Origin of the sequence: Pandoraea faecigallinarum, assembly GCF_001029105.3 — a bacterium.
GTDB classification, from domain to species: domain Bacteria; phylum Pseudomonadota; class Gammaproteobacteria; order Burkholderiales; family Burkholderiaceae; genus Pandoraea; species Pandoraea faecigallinarum.
The window spans coordinates 1,863,930-1,880,357 of the sequence record NZ_CP011807.3; the positions used below are offsets into that span (position 1 = coordinate 1,863,930).

Annotated in this window: 15 protein-coding genes; 5 read left to right on the plus strand and 10 right to left on the minus strand. The window is 64.2% G+C overall.

Translation table 11 applies throughout. The annotated features are described in order from the left end of the window. Window positions 1-20: 20 nt before the first annotated feature. The 5 genes from AB870_RS08370 to AB870_RS08390 all read right to left on the minus strand — a co-directional run bounded on the left by AB870_RS08370 (window position 21) and on the right by AB870_RS08390 (window position 5,870). Complete coding sequence (locus AB870_RS08370) at window positions 21-1,238, minus strand: acyl-CoA dehydrogenase family protein (RefSeq protein WP_047907649.1); 1,218 nt, start codon at window positions 1,236-1,238, stop codon at window positions 21-23. Window positions 1,239-1,319: 81 nt separating this feature from the next. Beyond that, a complete protein-coding gene (locus AB870_RS08375; RefSeq protein ID WP_047907650.1) occupies window positions 1,320-2,447 on the minus strand; it encodes a phosphotransferase in 1,128 nt (375 codons plus the stop codon). Between the two features lie 208 nt (window positions 2,448-2,655). After that, on the minus strand, window positions 2,656-3,411 hold the full coding sequence (locus AB870_RS08380) for a histidine phosphatase family protein (RefSeq protein WP_047908978.1): 756 nt from the start codon (window positions 3,409-3,411) through the stop codon (window positions 2,656-2,658). 106 nt (window positions 3,412-3,517) lie between these two features. Further along, on the minus strand, window positions 3,518-4,297 hold the full coding sequence (locus AB870_RS08385; protein ID WP_047907651.1) for an oxepin-CoA hydrolase, alternative type: 780 nt from the start codon (window positions 4,295-4,297) through the stop codon (window positions 3,518-3,520). A 16-nt stretch (window positions 4,298-4,313) separates the two neighbouring features. Then, window positions 4,314-5,870, minus strand: coding sequence for a 3-hydroxyacyl-CoA dehydrogenase (locus AB870_RS08390; RefSeq protein WP_047907652.1), 1,557 nt, complete (start codon window positions 5,868-5,870; stop codon window positions 4,314-4,316). Window positions 5,871-6,459: 589 nt separating this feature from the next. Between AB870_RS08390 and AB870_RS08395 the strand changes: the two genes are divergently transcribed. Both AB870_RS08395 and AB870_RS08400 read left to right on the plus strand, forming a co-directional pair. Further along, window positions 6,460-7,479 carry an IS110 family RNA-guided transposase gene (locus AB870_RS08395; protein ID WP_047905322.1) on the plus strand — a complete coding sequence of 340 codons (1,020 nt, stop codon included), beginning with the start codon at window positions 6,460-6,462 and terminating at the stop codon, window positions 7,477-7,479. Window positions 7,480-7,766: 287 nt separating this feature from the next. After that, the gene (locus tag AB870_RS08400; RefSeq protein WP_047907653.1) at window positions 7,767-8,423 is read left to right on the plus strand and encodes a glutathione S-transferase family protein; all 657 of its coding nucleotides are present in this window, start codon (window positions 7,767-7,769) and stop codon (window positions 8,421-8,423) included. Window positions 8,424-8,571: 148 nt separating this feature from the next. Here the strand turns inward: AB870_RS08400 and AB870_RS08405 are convergent, their stop codons facing one another. Further along, on the minus strand, window positions 8,572-9,759 hold the full coding sequence (locus AB870_RS08405) for a pyridoxal phosphate-dependent aminotransferase (protein ID WP_047907654.1): 1,188 nt from the start codon (window positions 9,757-9,759) through the stop codon (window positions 8,572-8,574). Window positions 9,760-9,990: 231 nt separating this feature from the next. Continuing rightward, the gene (locus AB870_RS08410) at window positions 9,991-10,503 is read right to left on the minus strand and encodes a putative toxin-antitoxin system toxin component, PIN family (protein ID WP_084663458.1); all 513 of its coding nucleotides are present in this window, start codon (window positions 10,501-10,503) and stop codon (window positions 9,991-9,993) included. 58 nt (window positions 10,504-10,561) lie between these two features. On the opposite strand from AB870_RS08410, the gene yaaA reads away from it, so the two are divergent. Both yaaA and AB870_RS08420 read left to right on the plus strand, forming a co-directional pair. Continuing rightward, entirely contained in the window at window positions 10,562-11,341 is a 780-nt protein-coding gene (yaaA, locus tag AB870_RS08415; protein WP_047907655.1) for a peroxide stress protein YaaA, read from the plus strand. 67 nt (window positions 11,342-11,408) lie between these two features. Beyond that, window positions 11,409-12,557: a M14 family metallopeptidase gene (locus tag AB870_RS08420; protein ID WP_047907656.1), complete on the plus strand. Its 1,149-nt coding sequence runs from the start codon at window positions 11,409-11,411 to the stop codon at window positions 12,555-12,557. Between the two features lie 118 nt (window positions 12,558-12,675). Here AB870_RS08420 and AB870_RS08425 read toward each other — a convergent pair whose 3' ends face one another. Beyond that, window positions 12,676-13,272: a BspC domain-containing protein gene (locus AB870_RS08425; RefSeq protein ID WP_047908980.1), complete on the minus strand. Its 597-nt coding sequence runs from the start codon at window positions 13,270-13,272 to the stop codon at window positions 12,676-12,678. Window positions 13,273-13,704: 432 nt separating this feature from the next. Between AB870_RS08425 and trmB the strand changes: the two genes are divergently transcribed. Then, the gene (gene trmB, locus AB870_RS08430) at window positions 13,705-14,391 is read left to right on the plus strand and encodes a tRNA (guanine(46)-N(7))-methyltransferase TrmB (RefSeq protein WP_047907657.1); all 687 of its coding nucleotides are present in this window, start codon (window positions 13,705-13,707) and stop codon (window positions 14,389-14,391) included. Window positions 14,392-14,542: 151 nt separating this feature from the next. Here trmB and AB870_RS08435 read toward each other — a convergent pair whose 3' ends face one another. After that, window positions 14,543-15,721 carry a DUF2863 family protein gene (locus tag AB870_RS08435; RefSeq protein WP_047907658.1) on the minus strand — a complete coding sequence of 393 codons (1,179 nt, stop codon included), beginning with the start codon at window positions 15,719-15,721 and terminating at the stop codon, window positions 14,543-14,545. A 90-nt stretch (window positions 15,722-15,811) separates the two neighbouring features. Then, a complete protein-coding gene (locus AB870_RS08440; protein ID WP_047907659.1) occupies window positions 15,812-16,333 on the minus strand; it encodes a methylated-DNA--[protein]-cysteine S-methyltransferase in 522 nt (173 codons plus the stop codon). Between the last annotated feature and the right edge of the window lie 95 nt (window positions 16,334-16,428).

Genomic DNA, 16,428 nt, shown 5'->3' on the forward strand with positions numbered 1-16,428 from the left:
GAACGTTTTTTCGCGTGCGCTCAGGCCACGTGCTTCGCCAGTTCCAGTTTTGCGATCGCGTTGCGATGGACTTCGTCCGGACCGTCGGCGAAGCGCAGTGTCCGCGCGCTGGCAAATGCATAGGCCAGCGGGAAGTCGCCGGAGAGTCCCGCGGCCCCGTGCGCCTGAATCGCCCAGTCGATCACCTGACAGGCCATGTTGGGCGCGACGACCTTGATCATGGCGATTTCGGCGCGCGCCGCCTTGTTGCCGACGGTATCCATCATGTAGGCGGCCTTGAGCGTAAGCAGACGGGCCTGTTCGATCAGGCAGCGCGCCTCGCCGATGCGCTCGCGTGTCACGCCTTGCGCCGCAATCGGCTTGCCGAACGCCACGCGCGAGAGCGTGCGCCGGCACATCAGCGACAGGGCGCGCTCGGCCAGCCCGACGAGTCGCATGCAATGATGGATGCGGCCCGGGCCGAGGCGGCCCTGCGCGATTTCGAAGCCCCGTCCTTCGCCGAGCAGGAGGTTGCTGGCAGGCACGCGCACGTCGTCGAGGGCGATTTCCATGTGACCGTGCGGTGCGTCGTCGTAACCGAAGACGGTGAGCGGGCGTACGCGCGAAATGCCCTTCGTGTCGGCCGGGATGAGGATCATCGACTGCTGGGCGTGTTTCGGTGCGTCCGGGTCGGTCTTTCCCATGACGATGTACAGTGCGCAGCGCGGGTCCCCTGCGCCCGTCGACCACCATTTGCGCCCATTGACCACATAGTCGTCGCCGTCGCGCCGGATGTGGCATTGCACGTTGGTGGCGTCGCTCGACGCGACGTCCGGCTCCGTCATCAGAAACGCCGAGCGAATCTCGCCGCGCAGCAGCGGTTCGAGCCACTGGGCTTTCTGGGCATCAGTGGCGTAGCGCTCCAGCGTCTCCATGTTGCCGGTGTCCGGCGCGTTGCAGTTGAAGACTTCGGGCGCCCATGGCACCTGCCCCATGATCTCGCACAGCGGAGCGTATTCGACATTGGTGAGGCCCGCGCCACGCCCCGAATCGGGCAGGAACAGATTCCACAGACCCGCCTGTTGCGCGAGCGGCTTGAGGCGCTCGATGACGGGGGACGGCTGCCACGCGTCGCCATTGCGCCGGGCGATCTCGACCGCTTCGAGGTAGCGCTGCTCGTTGGGAAAGATGTGTTCGTCGAAGAACGCCGAGAGACGTTCGCGCAACGCCTGGACTTTCGGACTGTAGCTGAAATCCATGGGATCTCCGTTCGGTGACTGTCGGTATCGATAAGGACGCACGCGGCCGGGTGCGTGCTGGCGGCCGGACGGACACGCGCGTTAGGCGTCGCGCGCGTGTTCGCAAAGGCCGCCGTGTTCGGCACGCTGCGCGTATTGCCATGCGAGCTCCGCCATCGGACGCGCCCGTTTGCCCGCGTCGAGCGCCTGCCGGCTGGCGGCGGTGCCTTCGCTCGCGCGTTTCATGATCCCCTGCAGGATTGCCGCGGTGCGAAACATGTTGTACGCAAGATAAAAATGCCACTGCGCGGGCGGCGCGATACCGGTGCGCTCACTGTATCGGCGGATGTACGCGTGTTCGTGCGGAATGCCCAGCGCTTGCCAGTCCAGTCCGGCAATGCCGCGGAAAACGCCCGGACTCACGTGCCACGCCATGCAGTGATAACTGAAGTCGGCGAGCGGATCGCCCAACGTCGAGAGTTCCCAGTCGAGCACGGCGAGCACGCGCGGCTCGGTGGGATGGAAAATCAGGTTGTCGAGACGGAAGTCGCCATGGACGATGGTCGTGCGCTCAGGGGTGTCGGGCGTGAAGGGGGGCAGATGGGCGGGCAGCCAGTCGATGAGGCGGTCCATCGCCTCGATGCGATCCGTCTCCGAGGCACGATACTGCTTGCTCCAGCGGGCGATTTGGCGCGCGATGTAGTCGCCGGGCTTGCCGTACGATTCGAGACCGATCGCGCGATAGTCCACCTGATGCAGCGCCGCAACGACGCGATTCATCTCGTCGTAGATTTCGCTGCGCCCGGCGGGCGTCATACCCGGCAGCGCCGGGTCCCACAGCACACGCCCGTCCACGAAATCCATGACGTAGAACGCCAGTCCGATCACGCTCTCGTCTTCGCAAAGACCGCGCATGCGCGCCACGGGGACGTCGGTGCCCGCCAGCGCGTGCATCACGCGATACTCTCGCTCGATGGCGTGTGCCGAGGGCAGCAGTTTCGCGGCGGGCGCCGGCTTGGTGCGCAGCACGTATGCGACGCCAGGGGTCGTCAGACGATAGGTGGGATTGGACTGGCCGCCGTTGAATTGCGTGACGGTGAGTGGCCCGGCAAAGCCGTCGACGTGGGTGGCGAGCCAGCGCTCGAGTGCCGCGGCGTCGAAGGGCAGGCGCTCGCCCGGTGCACGCTCGCCTGCAAAGGCGGAAAAGTCCTGTACAAGCTCCTCGGCCATGCTGTCTCCTGCATTTCCGGTGCTGCGTTGATTGGGACCGACTCGTGGGTCTTGCCGTTGTTCGTGCGCGCCGCAGGAGGGACTCGCGGCGCGCTGCGTGGCGTGTATTGCGCGGGTGCGGCGTGGCGGGTCAGGCCGAAGCGCTTCGCCGTTGCCTGCCTGACGCATGCCGAATCCGGACAGCCTGGCGATTCGGCAAGCCGGCCACTCAGCGGTTTCGGCGCGATTGCAGGAACGACGCGAAAATCTTCTCCATGACCGTAAGCCGGTTGTCGCGATGCAATGGCTGGGGCGGTGCGTAGTTCATGAGGCGCACGACCCAGTCGTCAGGCCTGTCGCCGACATCCAGCGCATTGATGCACGCGGGTGTCTGGGCGAGCTGACCGAGGAAGAGGCGTCCCTGCGGGTGCATGGCATGCGACAGAATCGCGCGATTCACGCCGCCATGCAATACCAGCAGCACGGTGTCCCACGACTTGTCGTCGCGCAATTCCTTCAACGGGGGCACCACGCGGTCGAGCAGTTCGCTCACCGATTCACCGTTCATGAAACGGGTGGCCTCCGGTACCAGACCGTCAAAAGCACTCAGAAATGCCTGTGCCATTTCGGCGGGCGGCAGATGCGAGATGCTGCCCGCGCGAATCTCCTGCCAGCACGTCCACGTCTCGATGTCGATCTGTTGGCCGGTCTCGGCGAGGACCCGCATGGCCGTCTCCCGGGTGCGGGGCAGGCCGCTGACGATCACGCGATCGAAGCGAATGCCTTCGGCGGCGAAGGCCCGTCCGGCAGCGCTCGCCTGCTCGCGTCCCCGTTCGTTGAGCGCAACGTTATCGGCGTCGATGGGTTTGCCGCTGTCGTCGAAGTAAGTGACGTCGCCGTGGCGCATCAGATAGATGCGGCGACGCGCGGGCGGGGTGAATGCCAGCGCAGCGGCGTCGGGGCCGAGATGGCCGAGTGAACTCATGCGGTAATTCTCCTGAACGGGGGCCGGCAGACGGTATTCGCTGGTGCAGCGCATTGACCGGCGGCGTACACGGGACGTTCGTGCACGCCGTCGAGGGGTCATGCGATCAGGTGTATTTTGCCGGACGTTTTTCGAGGAAGGCGCTGATTCCTTCCAGACCGTCGGCATGATGCAGCGAGGCAACGAAGTTGTCGCGCTCCGCACCGAGTTGCGACGTGAGCGACTCGCTCGCGCCGCTCTCGACGAGCGACTTGATACGGCCCACGGCGTTCGGCGAAAGCTGTGCGAGATCCGTCGCCCAGTTCAGCGCTTCGGCGCGCGCCTGACCTGGCGCGACGACGCGATTGACGACACCTGCCGTCGCCAGACGCGCCGCAGACACCGGCTTGCCTTCGAGCAGGATTTCCGTGGCCAGCGCACGCGGGAGCGCCTGCGACAGAAACCACGAGCCGCCGCCGTCGGGCGTGAGGCCGACCTTGACGTACGCCATCACGAACTTGGCATTGTCGGCCGCGACGAGCAGGTCGCACGCGAGCGCGAGCGAGAAACCCGCACCGGCCGCCGCGCCTTCGACGGCGGCGATGATCGGCTTCGGGCAGGCCCGCAGCGCTTCGATCCATTCAGCCAGCGCGTCGATGCTCGCGGCCTGCACCGACGGATCCTTCTGGCGGTTTTCCAGAAGACGGTTCAGATTGCCGCCGGCGCAGAAGAAATTGTCGGCACCGGTGAGCACCACGGCGCGCACCGAGGCGTCGCGCTCGGCAGTCGCCAGCGCCTCGACGCCGGCGGCATACATGTCCGGATGCAGCGCGTTGCGGGCGCCGGGATTGGACAGCGTCAGTACCAGCGTCTGGTCGACGCGTTCGGCGAGCAGTTCGGCAGCCATCGATGGAGTCTCCGGATCACTGTTCTTCGGTGAGCAGCGACACGCCGAGCTGGGCGCGGCGCGTGAGCCACGGCGACGGGCGATAACGCGGGTCGCCGTAGAACGATTGCAGATTGCGCAGCACGGTGAGCAACTGACGCGCACCGACCGCATCGCCCAGGGCGAGCGGCCCCTTGGCGTAGCCCAGGCCCAGCGTCACGGCGCGGTCGATGTCGCCCGGCGTGGCAATGCGCTGTTGCGCGATGTCCGCGCCGATATTCACGATGGTGGCGATCACGCGTTGCGCAACGAAACCTGCCGAGTCGCGAATCACGGTGACAGGCGTGCCGCCGTGGGCGAACAGGGCATGTGCGGCGTTGCGCGCCTCGGCGCTGGTGACCGGCGTCGTCATGAGTGTGTGGCGCTTCGCACCGGCGAGCGGCAGCAGCGTATCGATGGCGACCGTGCGGGTGGCGTCCAGACCTTGTTCGACGGCGCACGTCGTGGCGTCCAGACCGAGCGGCGTCACGACGATCAGCGCCGTGTCCGACGGCTTGTCGCCGCTTTCGATGGTCACCCCCGTCGCACCGAGCCATTCGACAACGGCCGCGAAACCGCGCGTGTCGGCACGGCTCACCCAGACACTCGCGGGCAGCGTGTCGGGCGCCGGGGCTTCGGGCGGCACCTGCTGCTTGCCATCGACATAGCGATAGAAACCTTCGCCGACCTTGCGGCCGAGCAGCCCGCCAGCGAATCGCACGGCGGTAATCGGCGAGGGTCGGAAACGCGCTTCTTCGTAGAACTGGTGATAGATCGACTCCATCACCGGATGCGACACGTCGAGTGCCGTGAGATCGAGCAGTTCGAAGGTCCCGAGACGGAAGCCCGCCTGCTCGCGCAGGATGCGGTCGATATCGGCGAAACTGGCGACGCCCTCGCTGGCCACGCGCAGCCCTTCGGTGTTCATGCCGCGCCCGGCGTGGTTGACGATGAAGCCGGGCATGTCCTTGCAGCGCACCGCCGTGTGGCCCATGCGCTGGCCGAGAGCAAGCAGGGCGTCGCCGACTTCCGGTGCGGTGCGCAGGCCGTCGATGACCTCGACCACCTTCATGAGCGGCACCGGATTGAAGAAGTGGTAACCGGCCACGCGCGCCGGACGCTCGCATGCGGCGGCGATGGCCGTAATCGACAGCGACGACGTGTTGGACGCCAGAATCGCGTCGGGGGCCACAATCCCTTCGAGCGAACGGAACAGGTCGCGCTTCACGTCGAGCTTCTCGACGATGGCTTCGACGACCAACTGGCAATCCGCCAGATCGTCCAGCGCGTGGCAGGCCTGCAAGCGGTCCATCGTCGCCTCGACACTCGACGCCTCGATCTTGCCCTTGGCGGCGAGCTTGTCCAGCGTGTCGCGCAGGGCATCCAGCGCGGCTTGTACGGCGTTCGCATTGGTGTCGTACAGCTTCACACGCAAACCGGCCTGAGCGGCGATCTGGGCGATGCCCCGGCCCATGGCGCCGGCGCCGACGATGCCCAGTACTTCGATGGCTTTACCGGCGGTGGCCGGGGAGGTTGACGAGGGGGAGGCGGTCATTCGGATTGTCTCGAAGTTGGTGTCGATTGTCGTCGATCGGTATCGTTTCGAAGGGCGTTGCCAGACGGCGAACAGCGTTGACGCAGCGCGTCAGCGTCGCGTCTTCCACGTGACTTGCCATTCTACCGTCCGACCGGTCGGTCGGGAAATGAATTTCCTGCCGAGTCGATGGGCGATGCAAACCGATGCCCAAATCGCGTTGCGGCTATTGTCGCCGATCTTGCCGCCGTTGCCAGCGATTGTTCCGCTGCGCGGTCGGCGAGGGCAACGGCACGGGAGGGAGGTGGGGCGGAATTCGGGACGTCTCATCCGCATTCCGTTCCCGGACCTGTGTCCGGTAACGGTACACTTGCGGTAACCGGCGCTCGGAATCGGGTCGCAAACCAGTCGTGAATCAGGTCGTGAATCAGGTCGCGAAACAGGTCGCGAAACGGAACGCAAACGCCGGCTCACTCACATGGGAGAATGAAATGAACGCGTCCCACCCCGTGACCGAGTGAGCAAAGGAAGGTGGATCCTCACGGGCCAACGGCATCGATGTGCCCAAAGTGGAAAATACGAAGTTTTCCAAAGCAACCGGAGGATCCGAGTGAATTGTACGGCAGTGGGTGTAGACATCGCGAAAAGTGTGTTCCAAGTGCATTACGTCGATCAGGAAACTGGCGAGATCGTGAACAAGCCGATCAAGCGGGCAAAGTTCCTTGAGCATTTTGCGAACCGAGCGCCGTGCCTGATCGGGATGGAAGCGTGCGGTGGTGCGCACCACTGGGCCCGGCAACTCGCGAAGCTGGGCCACGAGGTGAAGCTGATGCCGGGGGAGTTCGTAAAGGCTTTCAACATCAGGAACAAGAGCGATGCGGCTGATGCGAAGGCGATCTGGCTGGCCGTGCAGCAGCCGGGCAAGCCGGTCGCAGTAAAGACCGAAATGCAGCAAGCCATGCTGGGGCTGCACCGGATGAGACAGCAACTGATCAAATTTCGCACGATGCAGATTAATGCTCTGCGAGGGCTGCTAACGGAATACGGTGAAGTGATGGGCAAGAGTCGGGCGAAGCTCGATAAGGAAATACCCGCTGTGCTCGAACGGATTGCGGAGCGTTTGCCTGCCGTGCTGATCGATACGTTTCGCGCGCAGTGGAACGGACTGGAGAAGCTTGATGAGCAGATCGCTGAGATCGAGCGTCGGATGCGCGAGTGGAAGAAAGAGGATAAGGCGGTCAAGGCCATCAGCGAGATTCCCGGTGTTGGATTACTGACGGCAACAGCAGCTGTCGCGATGATGGGAGATGCGAAAGCGTTCAGTTCGGGACGAGAGTTTGCCGCGTGGGTTGGGATCGTGCCGAAGCAGACGGGTTCGGGCGGCAAGGTGAACTTGCATGGCATATCAAAGCGCGGCGACACATATCTGCGCACCCTGCTGATTCACGGTGCACGATCTGTGCTGACGCATGCGAAAGAGCCCGGTGAGTGGGTCGAACAAATCCAGAAGCGGCGGCCAAAAAATGTCGTAATCGTCGCGTTAGCCAACAAGATGGCGCGAACGATCTGGGCAGTTCTTGCCCATGACCGGCAGTACCAGAAGGGATACGTGAGCGTGAAACCCGTCTAAACGGGCAGCGCTTGCGTAGAGGATTAACGTTTAAACACAGGGTGAACGTCGAAAGGTTGCGCAGCAATCGAGTGTGATGACAAGCCAGGTAGGACCGGGACTCGCTAAACCTGAATGATGCCTCGAGCTTTGAGCTCGCCGGGAGAATGAGGTGCGAGTCAGCGAATTTCATAGGGGCCCGCAGCGACTGTACCGACTGCATCGAGGCCGGATATAGAGCTGCAGCCCATCCTGTCTATCAAAACACGCGAAAACTGTTGCAAACGGGACGCGTTCATATAGACATCATGTTGAAGCTGTACGGCTTTCCAGTCAGCAACTATTACAACAAGGTTAAGGTTGTGCTGTACGAGAAGGGCTTGCCTTTCGAAGAGTCCGAAGCCATTCCCTGCCAGGACGAGCCGATGCTGCAATGCTCGCCGCTCGGCAAGGTGCCGTATCTGCAAACGGAGAAGGGCTTTCTGGCCGAATCGCAGGTGATCTGCGACTTCCTCGAAGCGACGCATCCCACGCCAGCACTGTTCTCGGCCGATCCGTGGCGGCAGGCCAAGGAGCGCGAACTGCTCACGATGGTCGAACTGCATCTGGAACTGGTAGTGCGTGAAGTGTACAAGCAGGCGTTCTTCGGGGGCACGGTGTCGGAAGGCACGCGTGAGCGAACCGAGAAACTGCTGCGTCGTAATATCGTCGCGTTCAAGCGCATTGCCAGGTTCGCCCCTTATGTTGCGGGCGAGACATTCACGATGGTCGACGTTGCCGCGGGCATTCACTTGCCGATCCTCGGCATGGCCGCGCAAGCCGTCTATGGCGAAGACTTCCTGAATGCCGAAGGCATCGACTGGAAGGCCTACGGGAAGATGCTCTCGGAGCGCGAATCCTTTCAGCGCATGCGCGCCGAGCAGAAGGCTTACCAGCAGGCACAGCAAGCGAAGAAAGCGGGATAATGCCGCAAGGCGTGTGCCGCAGGCGTGGCTTCGCAGCCGGCGCCGCAAATCGAAACGGCCGCCATTTTCGAGATTTTTCGAAATGCGGCCGTTTTTCCGTTTTTTCGGCCCGCCAGTGTCGTCTGACGCCGTCGTCAAACCTGCGTCGTCAAACTTTCGCCAGCCTTGCGAGCGCTTCTCGCAGTGTGTCGTCCTGCTTGGCGAAACAGAAGCGCACCACGCCCGACTCGTGCGGCTCGTGATAGAAGGCCGAGACCGGAATAGCCGCGACGCCGATTTCCCGTGTCAGCCACAGCGCGAAGTCCGCCTCGCTCATGTCACTGATGGCGCTGTAATCGACGCACTGGAAATAGGTGCCTTCGCACGGCAGCAGTTTGAAGCGCGTGCTTGCGAGACCTTCGCGGAATAGATTGCGCTTCTTCTGATAAAAGCCGGACAGTTCGAGATACGGGGACGGATCGCGCATGTAGTCGGCCAGACCGACCTGCATGGGCGTGTTCACCGTGAATACGTTGAACTGATGCACCTTGCGGAATTCGGCCGACAATGCGGCCGGTGCGGCGACGAAACCGACTTTCCAGCCTGTCACGTGATAGGTCTTGCCGAAGCTCGACACGATGAAACTGCGGCGCGCGAGTTCCGGATGGCGCGCCACGCTCTCGTGATGCTTGCCGTCGTACACCATATGTTCGTAGACCTCATCCGAGATCAGCAGAATGTCGGTGCCCGCCACGATCTCGGACAGCTTCGCGAGGTCCTGCTCGTGCCACACCGTGCCGCTCGGGTTGTGCGGCGTGTTGAACAGAATGAGACGCGTGCGCGGCGTGATGGCCGCGGCCAGCCTGTCGAACGGAATGCGGAATTCGGGAGCTTCCAGCGTGATGAACACCGGTTTGCCGCCGGCGAGTTCGATCGACGGGACGTAGCTGTCGTAAGTCGGCTCGAACACGATCACTTCGTCACCCGGATGCACCGTCGCCAGAATGGCGGTAAGCAGAGCCTGTGTGGCCCCGGCGGTCACCGTGATCTCGGTATTCCAGTCGTAATGCTGCCCATAGAGCTTGCCGATCTTCTCGGCAATGGCCTGACGCAGCGCCGGCACGCCCGCCATCGGCGGATATTGGTTGTGGTCTTCGCGCATGGCGCGCGAGACCGCGTCGACGATCTTCGGATCGCACGGGAAATCGGGGAAGCCCTGGCCGAGGTTCACCGCCTGCTTCTCGGCGGCCAGCGCCGACATAACGGTGAAGATGGTGGTGCCGACATTCGGCAGGCGCGACGCGAGCGGCGGGGCAACCAGCGCTGGCGTGGTGGATCCAGTGTGAGGCGCGTTCATGTTGACGAGGAACGATGCAGTGATCAGGCCGCCATTCTACCGCTGTCGCGCCATCCCTGCGGGCGGCACCGGGTCGTCGGCCCCTCATTTCCGAACTGTGTTTCGAACTGTGTTCCGGACTGTGGGCAGCCGGTCTGCCGGGGTGTCCCCATCCCGCCTTCGGATATCTCCCGTAACGACGCCGCCTGCCGGCGCCGTATCCCGCGGGACCGCGAGACCGCGAGCCCTGTCTCATCCGCCCACGGCGAGCAGCGACGTGAAAGCGCTTGCCGTCACGATCCGGAAGCCGAACCGGCGCGCCACGCGGCTGCGCAGTTTGAGCACCGCCTTGTCCTTGCTGACGAGCCAGTGCGCATGGCCGTCGCGCGCGGCTTCCAGAAATTTCTGATCGTCGCGGTCGCGGCAAAGGGGCAGCGGCGCGGGCGGGGCGGTGTCTTCCGGCACCACGATTCGATGCGTGTGTGCGTCGACCCAGGCAAGCGCGGCGTCGTTGTCGAGTTCGCGTGATGCGAACTGCGGGTAGGTGAGCACGATAGCCAGCTCGTCGCGGCAGCGGGGGGCCATGAGCGCGGTGAGGCGGCGCTCGACGAGCGCATCGCGCACCGGCCGTGCGACCGGATCGTCGAACACCAGCAGATCGATCCAGACATTGGTGTCGAGGACCACGCGCGGCGGTGTGGCGAGGGAGTCGAGATGCTCGGCGAAGGCCCGGTCGGCAGGCGTGGCGACAGCGTTTTGAAGCATTGGATAGAATGACGGTTTCTCGAAAGTTTCTCGATCAAGCAGGAACGCTGCACCCGATATGATAATTGTTCTCTCGCCGGCCAAATCGCTCGACTACGAAACGCCGCCTCACGTGAGCACGCACACCGTGCCCCAATTCGTGGACGACGCTGCCGAACTCATCGAGGGCCTGCGTGAACTGAGTCCGGCGCAGGTCGGCTCGCTCATGAGCATCTCCGACCAGCTCGCCGCGCTCAACGCCACGCGCTATGCCGAATGGTCGCCGCGCTTCGATACCTCCAACGCCAAGCAGGCGGTGCTCGCTTTCAACGGCGATGTCTACGAAGGCCTGTCCGCGCGCACGCTCAACGCCTCGCAACTCGACTTCGCCCAGAAGCATCTGCGCATTCTGTCGGGGCTGTACGGCGTATTGCGTCCGCTCGACCTGCTGCAACCGTATCGCCTCGAAATGGGCACCCGCTTTGCGAACAAGCGCGGGCGCGATCTTTACGCCTTCTGGGGCGAGCGCGTGACGCAAACGATCAATGCGTCGCTCGCCGAGCACAGCGAAACGCGCCGCGTGCTGGTGAATCTGGCATCGGAGGAGTATTTCAAGGTCGTCAAACGCCGCCTGATCGAAGCGCCGGTGATCACGCCGGTGTTCGAGGACTGGAAGAGCGGCAAGTACAAGATCATCAGCTTCTACGCCAAGCGCGCTCGCGGTCTGATGGCTCGCTACGCCATTGAGCGCGGCGTGACCGATGTGCAGCAACTCAAGGCTTTCGATGCCGAGGGTTACGCCTTCGACGATAGCGTCTCCAACGATTCGCTGTGGATCTTCCGCCGCCGCGTGGCCTGACGCCAGCCATCTGCCCACCCCCGGGACAGTGAGCCGGGGCGCTTCATTTCTGCCAGCGAGACAAGTCATGACCGTGCACATCAGCAGCAAATTCGACAGCGGTGCGATCGAGGTGGTGAGCGCCGAGCGTGCCGACGACATCCACGTGCGTATTGCGCGAGACGGCGCGGCCGAGTTTGCGCAGTGGTTCCATTTTCGCGTGCAGGGGGTAGCGGGTGTGCCGTGCCGCATCGTGTTCGATAACGCCGGGCAGACATCCTATCCGCGTGGCTGGGAGAACTACCGGGCGGTGGCGTCGTACGACCGCGTGACGTGGTTTCGCGTGCCGACGTCGTATGACGGGCAGGTCATGACGGTGGCGTTCACGCCCGCGCACGACAGCGTGTATCTGGCGTACTTCGAGCCATATCCGGATGAGCGCCATCTGGCGTTGCTCGGTACGGCGCAGAATTCGCCGCTGGTGCGATCGCACTCGATGGGGCAGACCGTCGACGGACGCGACATGACGCTGCTCACCGTCGGCGAACCGCGCGCCGGCAAGCGTCACATCTGGGTGATCGCGCGTCAGCATCCCGGCGAGACGATGGCGGAATGGTTCGTGGAGGGAATGCTGCGCCGCCTGCTCGGCGCCGGCGACTGGGCAGGCGACCCACTGGCGGCGGCGCTGCTCGACGAGGCCGTGTTCTTCGTGGTGCCGAACATGAACCCCGACGGTTCGGCGCGCGGCCATCTGCGCACCCACGCGGCGGGCGCGAACCTCAATCGCGAGTGGCTGACGCCCGACCTCGCGCGCAGCCCCGAAGTCCATCACGTGCGTGCCGCAATCGAGGCGACCGGCTGCGACATGTTCTTCGACATTCACGGCGACGAAGCGCTGCCGTACGTGTTTCTCGCCGGTAACGAAGGCGTGGAGTCGGCGACGCCTGCGCTGCTCGCGCGCGAGAAAGCGTTCGGCGAACGGTTCAAGGCGGTGAGTCTCGACTTTCAGGACAAGTTCGGCTATCCGCCGGGCAAGCATGGCCCCGAGTCACTCAAGCTCGCCTCGAAGTGGGTCGCGCATCGCTTCGGTTGTCTGTCGCTCACGCTCGAAATGCCGTTCAAGGACAACGCCAATCGTCCCGATCCGCAAGTCGGATGGAGCGGGGCTCGAAGCGCAGCGCTGGGCGCTTCGATGCTTGCCGCGATCTGGGCACAGATGCAGGCCGATCAGCGCTGAGCGCGCGGGGCGGCCTCGGCAACCTGGCGACGCTCCGGCAACGGCTCGCCTGCGCACGCGACAAAGCGCGGCGCACGGGGCGTCGTGCCTGATGTCTTGCCCGATCGTCGCGCGACGATCAGTTCTTCTTTTTCGCGGTGCTCTTCTTCGTGCTGCCCGATTTGGCAGACGACGACTTCGCTGTCGATTTGCTGCCCGAGGCCTTGGCCGTGGTGCCACGCTTGCCCGACTTCGCCGTTGCGTGCGACGCCTTGCCGCGTGCCGCGCGCCTGACGGGTTGCTCGACCTGCGAGAGCGGCGACGTATAGTCGAAGCCCATCATGCGGCCATCGGCATATCCGCAGCGAATGTGGATGTTGTCCGTCTGCCCGCTCGTGCGTTTGCCCACGCCATCGAGTTCGACCATTTGCGTGACGTCGACACGTTGCTTGCGATCGTCGAACGGACCGTTCCACGGTTCGATTTTCGCGTGTCCCGGATCGAGCGCGGTCTCGTTGTACTCGACACTCTCGTAACCGGGCAGTGTCGCGACGACGAAACTCGCGTGTGCCGCGCAGTCGGCGACCAGCGGATCGGCGTGACGGGTGTTGATGAACTGCTCGACCAGCGCGCGATGCTGTTCGAGCGTGAAGGCCTGTGCGGGGGCCGTGAAGGCCGACAGGCAAAGCGGCGCGGCGACAGCGGCGATGCCGGCGGCCTGGCGCACGGCTCGCATCACGACGCCTGCGGCGCGTTGAAAAAATCGATTCGACATTGCTTGACGTATTCTCGGGGGCGTAAGGATCGTTTGCATGCGGCGATCCTGAGCATTGCAGAGCAATGCGGGCATGCAGGACACCTTTTGCAGGGTCGTCGGCATGCGCCGCTCGCGAAGAAGCTTGACCGCATTTTGGAAGACAGCGGCGAAGCGGCATCCATCTTAACCGAAAAAAAGCCGCTCAAGCCCGCCCGTTAAGCCCTCGCACCGCCCCTCGCACCGCATATGGCGCTTCATGAAAGTTACGGCGCGCTACAATGCAGGCCAGCCAGAGCGACGTTTCGCCGCATTTTCATTCACACTGCGTTCGGTTTGCGGCGTTTGCTTCGCGCCTCGTGCGCGGTGCAACGGCTTGTCGTTACGTCTGGTCTCACGTTTTCACTTTTCGGCATGTTCGCAAATTCACGCACGGTAGCCAGTGCTCAATCCGGTCCGCACGACAATCTCGCGGCGCTCGTGGGCCGTCATCGAGACGCCCCGTTTCGCAAGCCGCTGGCCGCCTATAGTGCCGCAGCGTTCGATGCGGCAATCGCCGCATGGCGCCAGGCTGGCGGCGCGCCCTTGATCCTCGACGCCGGGTGCGGTGTGGGCGAGAGCACGCTGCGGCTCGCCACGCAATTTCCCGATCATTTCGTCATCGGTATCGATCAGTCGCAGAGCCGCATCGTGCGCGGCAAGGACTGGTGGGACGATGTCTGGCCCGACAATTTCGTGTGGGTGCGCGCCGATCTCGTCGACTTCTGGCGGCAGCTTCACGACGCAGGCATTCACCCGGCGCGTCACTACATTCTCTACCCGAACCCCTGGCCGAAGATCGGCCAGCTCGCGCGTCGATGGCACGCGCACGCCGTATTTCCAACGGTCGTCGCGCTCGGCGGTGTGCTGGAGTGCCGCAGCAACTGGGACGTCTACATCGACGAATTTGCGTTGGCCGTCGAGTGGCTGAGCGGTGTTCGCCCGCACGTCGAAGCGTGGACGCCGCAGGACGGCACCGCCCCCCTTACGCCATTCGAGCGCAAGTATCTGGCCTCGGGGCATGGACTGCATCGTTGTGTGGCGACGTTGCCGTCGCGCTGATCCGGGACCCGCGCGCGCGAGCCCGGGTTGCGCATCACAAATGAAATCGGCCGTGCAGGGTGAGTGCACGGCCGATTTCGTTCGAGGTGCGGCGGTTGCCGCGCGATGAGGCGACGAGGAGACGGGGGCGCAAGCGCGCAAACGTCTCCGGTTAGTGGAAGTGCGGGCGGCTCGGCTCGGCGTCTTCCGGCATTTCCGCGTGAACGACTTCGCCCACGGGATCGGGATAAAGCGGCACGCCGCAATCGTCGCAATATTCGGGGTCGAAGCGCCCGGGGTGCTTCCGGATGTCGTTCATGCCGCACGCCTTGAGCAGATCGGTGACTTCGTCGAGCGCGCCGCCTTCGACTTCGCCATTCTCACGGCCGTAAAGCGGCCACACCACGCCGTAGATCACCTCGTTGCTGCCGCGTCGTGTGAAGCCGATACGGTACTCGTCGATGTTCTGCTCGCCGAAGCCCGCGACAACGGCGCGCAGCTCCGGCGGGGTGAGCGAGAGCACGTCTTCGAGGTAGCGCAGCGCGGTGCGAATCGTGTGCGGACGAATGCGTTCGTCGGCTTCCCGGCAACTGGCGTAGTAAGCGTCGGGCAGCAGACATTCGATCTCGCAGCCCGGCAACAGGGCATTCAGATTCGGCCCGCCCTGCGCAGACCAGGCTTCCTGGCATTGCCCCCGCTCTGCGTGGCGCGGGCCGGCTTCCTGCCAGCGGAACATCGGTGCGCCCTTGGGCACGGTGACGGCCGCCAGCAGGAACCGTGGGTCGGCGAGGATCGGCGCCGTTTCCGGCAGGTCGCTGCCCGGTTGCTTCACTTCGGCGCCGCTCACGGCGGCCTGCACGAGTTGCTGCGTGACTTTCCAGGACTCGCAATGCGTGCGCGGGAGTTGATCGATGCTATACAGGTAGGGCGAGATCGCCACGCGTGCCGATTCGGCGAGCACATGCGCGTGAAGATGCGCGCGAACCGGCATGAGGGCGTCGGCCTTCACCGGCCCCGAAGGAATCGCGTAACGGGTCCACGCAAGAATGGGGATGGCGACGAGCAGACCGTCCCAGAGCTGATCGTCGGCCTCCGGCTCGGCCGATTCGCTTTGCGACTCGATGAGGTCGGCGAGCGCGCCATAGGCTTCGCTGTGGTTGGCCTGAAGGTGGTCGAGCGCGGCGTCGATGGCCGGCTGGTTGCCGTTGCGCAGCACACGTGTGAGCAGCGTATCGAGCTGGGCTTCCCAGAAGCGGTCTTCGATGCGGCTTCCGGAGGCGGCCAGCGCGAGCGCGTGGCCGACCAGCTTTTCGGCGTCGGGAGTCAGTCGTTTGGCGGTGCGTGAGCGCATAGTCGTGCAAAGCAGAAATACATGAACTCACGATTGTACGGCATGCGTGAACGCGATAGACGGGACGCGTTCGCCAATCGCGCCGACGCCTCAGAAATCGAAGGCCAGGTTGGCGGGAGCGCAGAGCCGTGTGCCACGCGTGGCTGCCGTACGGGCCCCTGGCACCGGAGGCAGCGCGGCGCCTTCGAGCGAGAGCAGCGTGAGCTTGCGCTCAAGGCCACCGGCGTAGCCCGTGAGGGTGCCGTCGGCGCCGATCACGCGGTGGCACGGCACGATGACCGATATCGGATTGCGCCCGTTAGCGGCGCCGACGGCCCGTGACTTGTTCGCGTCGCCCAGCGCGTGCGCGAGGTCGCCGTAGCTGCGGGTCTCACCGAAAGGAATGCGGCGGAGTGCGTCCCAGACGCTTTTCTGGAACGGGGTGCCCTCCGGTGCGAGATCCAGTTCGAACAGGCGTCGGCCGTCATGGAAATACTCGTCGAGTTGCTGTTTCGTGGCATTGAGCACGGCAAGGCCGTCACCGTCGAGGCGCGTGTGTCCGTCCTCCGGGAAGTGCTTTTGACGCGAGAAATACACGCCGGTGAGGGCTTCGCCGTTCGCCACGAGCAGCATCTGGCCGAGCGGGCTCTCATAAAGCGTTTGGTAGCGAACGCCAGGCGCGCTTGCCCGGGGGGAGGAAGGCGACGCAATAGATGCATCAGATGTCG

What these genes read in the sequence shown, in the direction of transcription:
- AB870_RS08435 (WP_047907658.1), bottom strand. Translation starts at nt 15,721, where the DNA reads ATGCGCTCACGCACCGCCAAACGACTGACTCCCGACGCCGAAAAGCTG.
- AB870_RS08375 (WP_047907650.1), bottom strand. Translation starts at nt 2,447, where the DNA reads ATGGCCGAGGAGCTTGTACAGGACTTTTCCGCCTTTGCAGGCGAGCGT.
- AB870_RS08385 (WP_047907651.1), bottom strand. Translation starts at nt 4,297, where the DNA reads ATGGCTGCCGAACTGCTCGCCGAACGCGTCGACCAGACGCTGGTACTG.
- yaaA (WP_047907655.1), top strand. Translation starts at nt 10,562, where the DNA reads ATGATAATTGTTCTCTCGCCGGCCAAATCGCTCGACTACGAAACGCCG.
- AB870_RS08390 (WP_047907652.1), bottom strand. Translation starts at nt 5,870, where the DNA reads ATGACCGCCTCCCCCTCGTCAACCTCCCCGGCCACCGCCGGTAAAGCC.
- AB870_RS08370 (WP_047907649.1), bottom strand. Translation starts at nt 1,238, where the DNA reads ATGGATTTCAGCTACAGTCCGAAAGTCCAGGCGTTGCGCGAACGTCTC.
- trmB (WP_047907657.1), top strand. Translation starts at nt 13,705, where the DNA reads ATGTTCGCAAATTCACGCACGGTAGCCAGTGCTCAATCCGGTCCGCAC.
- AB870_RS08380 (WP_047908978.1), bottom strand. Translation starts at nt 3,411, where the DNA reads ATGAGTTCACTCGGCCATCTCGGCCCCGACGCCGCTGCGCTGGCATTC.
- AB870_RS08405 (WP_047907654.1), bottom strand. Translation starts at nt 9,759, where the DNA reads ATGAACGCGCCTCACACTGGATCCACCACGCCAGCGCTGGTTGCCCCG.
- AB870_RS08400 (WP_047907653.1), top strand. Translation starts at nt 7,767, where the DNA reads ATGTTGAAGCTGTACGGCTTTCCAGTCAGCAACTATTACAACAAGGTT.
- AB870_RS08440 (WP_047907659.1), bottom strand. Translation starts at nt 16,333, where the DNA reads ATGCTGCTCGTGGCGAACGGCGAAGCCCTCACCGGCGTGTATTTCTCG.
- AB870_RS08410 (WP_084663458.1), bottom strand. Translation starts at nt 10,503, where the DNA reads ATGCTTCAAAACGCTGTCGCCACGCCTGCCGACCGGGCCTTCGCCGAG.
- AB870_RS08420 (WP_047907656.1), top strand. Translation starts at nt 11,409, where the DNA reads ATGACCGTGCACATCAGCAGCAAATTCGACAGCGGTGCGATCGAGGTG.
- AB870_RS08425 (WP_047908980.1), bottom strand. Translation starts at nt 13,272, where the DNA reads ATGCGAGCCGTGCGCCAGGCCGCCGGCATCGCCGCTGTCGCCGCGCCG.